Origin of the sequence: Neptunomonas sp., assembly GCF_016744175.1 — a bacterium.
Taxonomy (GTDB): domain Bacteria; phylum Pseudomonadota; class Gammaproteobacteria; order Pseudomonadales; family Balneatricaceae; genus Neptunomonas.
The window spans coordinates 1-3,364 of sequence record NZ_JADGEV010000094.1; the positions used below are offsets into that span (position 1 = coordinate 1).

3 protein-coding genes are annotated in these 3,364 nt (G+C 42.2%); all 3 read right to left on the bottom strand.

The window, feature by feature from the left end; all coding sequences use genetic code 11:
- Nucleotides 1-440: 440 nt before the first annotated feature.
- Nucleotides 441-1,430, bottom strand: a complete 990-nt coding sequence (locus tag QZZ55_RS19915) for a 2-oxoglutarate and iron-dependent oxygenase domain-containing protein (RefSeq protein WP_293269169.1) — start codon at nucleotides 1,428-1,430, stop codon at nucleotides 441-443.
- Between the two features lie 89 nt (nucleotides 1,431-1,519).
- Nucleotides 1,520-2,521 carry a GlxA family transcriptional regulator gene (locus tag QZZ55_RS19920; RefSeq protein WP_293269170.1) on the bottom strand — a complete coding sequence of 334 codons (1,002 nt, stop codon included), beginning with the start codon at nucleotides 2,519-2,521 and terminating at the stop codon, nucleotides 1,520-1,522.
- Nucleotides 2,522-2,588: 67 nt separating this feature from the next.
- Nucleotides 2,589-3,364 (bottom strand): helix-turn-helix domain-containing protein (locus QZZ55_RS19925; RefSeq protein ID WP_293269171.1); only part of this gene is annotated, 776 nt, incomplete at its 5' end.

A 3,364-nucleotide genomic window follows, 5' to 3' on the forward strand; every position in this document is an offset into this window, starting at 1 on the left:
TAATGAAAGGTTAGTTTTGCCTTAAAAGGCTCAGTAGTTTCATGTGCTTTCTAAGAGAATAGCGGGCTTAATATCAAGTAAGTGAGTGTTGTTTAGACAGTCCAGTCCCTTAACTAAAATATCTCTATGTTCGTTTTTATCACGTTCAGATTTTTGTGTTAATAGTGCTTGATCGGGACTTCCTACCCAATAGAGGATTAGAATACTTTGCCCTTGGCTAAGGCCTTCTAGTTCACTCGGATACTCTGTATTTAAACTGAGCTTACAGATTGGTCCATTAATGCTGCTCGCTCATCGTTCAGCTATTCTTGTTGGAATGGAGAAGCCGAACGACGAGCAGGTTGAGGAGTATGCGAAAGAGGCTAGCAGTTTCTACCGTCTGCCATCTTTTAGTTTTGAATAAGTAGGGTAAGCTAAGCGAGTCTCTTTTGTTGCTCCATTTAGCTTACTAAATGTGCATAGCTATCGACAAAGCGTTTGTACTTATGTTGCCCGCAAGTATAAGTTGGGTATTTGGCAGGGTTATCATCATTTTGGCATGTTGGTACTACGCTTACTTTTGCATCAAAATCCAGATCGATAAAAAAGGGCACAGAATAACGCTCTTTTCCACTGGTATTAATGACGCGGTGGGTGGTTGATATATATCGGTCGTTAGTAAAGGTTTGCACAAGATCACCAATATTAACGATAAAAGTATCTTCTACAGGTGGTGCGCTGATCCATTCTCCGTCACGATTTTGCACTTGCAAGCCGCCCACAGAATCCTGAGAAAGGATGGTCAGAAATCCATAATCGGTGTGAGCGCCGATGCCTATTTCTTCTAGAGAAATGTTACCTTCTTGTGGTGGATAATGAAGCAGGCGCTGGATGGTTATAGGCTTTTGTTGCAGCTTCTCAAAGTAGTCCGCCGGAAGTGCCAGGCTAAGAGCGATGGCGCTGATGAGTTTACGGGATAAAGTCATCATTGCATCATGGTACTGCTCAAATATTTTTTTAAAGTTAGCTGGGCTTTCCGGCATTTGGTTTGGCCCAAAGAAGGGCGAGACAGTGGTTTCATTGAGACCAAAATCAAAACATTCTTTAAAATCACGGGTGTTTTCTGGGTCAACGTTTTCGCCATACATTGGAATATAGCCGCGCAATGTTTGCCCCGAGTTAATAATATTCAGTTGTTGCTTCTGTTCAATAGGTAGCTTAAAAAACTCCTCGGCCAGTGCATAAGCATCTTTTATCAGTTGCGGATCTACACCGTGATTTTTTATATAAAGAAAACCTATATTTTCACAAACGTAGCCAATTTCATCGGCCACTTTCATTGGGTCGCTGCCATCGATTAGTGCAGTAACATCTATAATAGGGATTTCACTGAATGTGGTTGATTTACTTGCGAGGCGAGAATCAATCTGGTTGGTGGGCGCTATAGACACTGTGTGATACCTGTAATTCGTTGTTTTTATATGAGCTTAGTGTCACTGAAGTAGTGGTTGCACAGATATAACAAAAGCGAAAAATAGTATTACTGAAACGATGAATTAGTAAGGCGCAGTTCGGAAGGACGTTGATTGAATTCTTCACGAAAACATTTACTGAAATGGCTTTGAGAACTAAACCCGGTTGCCTGAGAGATATTAGCAATACTTAAGTGCGTTTCTTGGATCATTTTCCTAGCGTGCTGGAGGCGTAAGTGAAGATAATAGCGTCTAGGGCTAGTGTGTTCATGTTTTTGAAACGCCGTTTCTAAGTTTCGTTGAGTCGTACCTATTTTGCTGGCAAGTGTGGAGATCGGGTAGGGGGCACTGATGTGCTTTTCCATTAGCTCGACGGCTGCACCTAAGCAGGGGGATTTCATGCGAAGGGTGAGGTAGCGACGAGTCGTCTGCATCTCTTCGCGACTACGGATGCGTTCTTGCAAGAATTGTTGTGACACATGATGAGCAAAATCACGGCCATGATCCTGGCCAATTAAGTAAAGCAGCATATCCAATGTGGCCGTACCGCCAGCGCTGGTTAGTAAATTATCCGATATGGTGTAGAGATTCTCTTGCAATGTAATATTGGGGTAAAGTTCGGCAAAGGTATTGCAGTACTCAGGTACTATCGTGCAGCTCTTATCTTGCAATAATCCCGCTTTCGCTAAAATGAAACTGCCACAGCTTAATGCCGCTATTCGGCCATTACGGCGGACGATGTTACGTAATAGAGTGAAAAATCGTGGATTGTTGTAATCAGCAACGTTTCTGTAACCGCAGATAAAAATCAGATCACTTTGTTGGCACGAGTCCATGTCACCATTAGTTTCTATAGGTACGTTATTTGAGCTCTTTATGGCACTACCAGTGTTAAAAGGCTCGACTTGGCAGATTTGGTATTGATAGATGTCAGAGCCATTAAGCAGATTTGCCACGCTGAGTGCTTCGATGGCTAAAGCGAAAGAGGTTAGAGCAAAACCCGGTAGCAAGATAAAGCTAACCTGTATTACCTTTTTATCTACGACGCATTGTGTAGTTTTCTGAGTCATATTGTTTAACTCTTCCGTAATAATGAATACAGTTTTATGGCTTTAGCTTCTTATATCACGTAAGAGTTTAGCGATTAACTTGCTGTCGGGAGATGCTCGGGCAACATCCAAAATAATTTTTAAAACAATGGCTGAAATGGCTTGTACTCAAAAAACCGCATGCTACTGAAATATTAATGATGGAGTAACTGCTTTGCTGTAGTAAGCGCTTAGCATAGGTTAAGCGCAACTCAAGATAATAGCGATAAGGCGTGGTGTCTAAATATGTCTGAAACATTCTCTCTATCTGGCGACGGGACATGCCAACAAAAGCTGCCAATTCATCTAAATGTATCGGTTCTTCAAGATTAGAACGCATAAGCTCTAATATGTGTCGTAATGCATCTGGAAATGCTGGATTGTCACCCGCGTGGGAGAGTACAAGTTCCCCATCTTCAGCTATGCGATCACAGCTTAGAATGTCTCGAATACCAAATACAAGATCACTGCCTTGAGCTTCCTCGATCAGTTTCAACATCATTAGCAGAGCACTGGATGGAGTAGCACAGCTTATACGTTTATCTTCAATAATCAGCGCGCTTGATGATAGTTTTATGTGGTTAAAGTGTTCATGCATAAAAGCGTGGCTATCTGGGTGAGCCGCACAGTTACAATCATTAAGGAGACCTGCATGAGCCAAATGGACAGTACCATTCCAAATGCCTCCAAGCGTCATTCCTTTTCTATCAGCGGCTCTTAGAGCCATGGATAGCCGTGTGTTTTCATGCAGAGACGACCTAAAACCACCGCATATAATTAAAATATCCAAAGCGTCTTCTTCCATGGGTATCTGCTCTAATGTCA

Excerpts from the sequence above, each read along its gene's own strand:
- QZZ55_RS19920 (WP_293269170.1), bottom strand. The coding sequence starts at position 2,521 with ATGACTCAGAAAACTACACAATGCGTCGTAGATAAAAAGGTAATACAG.